At 69.3% G+C, this 218-nt stretch carries 1 pseudogene; it reads left to right on the top strand.

Annotation, left to right across the window (positions count from 1 at the left end):
- Window positions 1-218, top strand: a pseudogene (locus AB9K35_RS00950) (hypothetical protein); the annotation flags it as partial.

The raw sequence follows: 218 nt of genomic DNA, 5'->3' as shown, positions 1-218 counted from the left end.
GAACGCTGGGGAGAGACCCTGGGGTTGGCGGCTGCCCATATGGCGATGAAACTGCTGCGGGCCGTGCTGGAGTGCCGGGACGGGCAGTTCGCCTGCATCAGCCCCTTTGATCTGGAGAACCGTGCCTGCGTCACGGCGGATGAGGCGGCGTTGCTGCGGATGCTGCATCACATGCGCCGGGACGAGACCCCGCCGGCGCGGGACGCGGTGGCCGAGGT

The sequence above is a fragment of the Leisingera sp. XS_AS12 genome (genome assembly GCF_041224635.1).
GTDB lineage: Bacteria > Pseudomonadota > Alphaproteobacteria > Rhodobacterales > Rhodobacteraceae > Leisingera.
The sequence above is the reverse complement of the archived record's forward strand: the minus strand, read 5'-3'. Positions and strand labels throughout refer to the sequence as shown.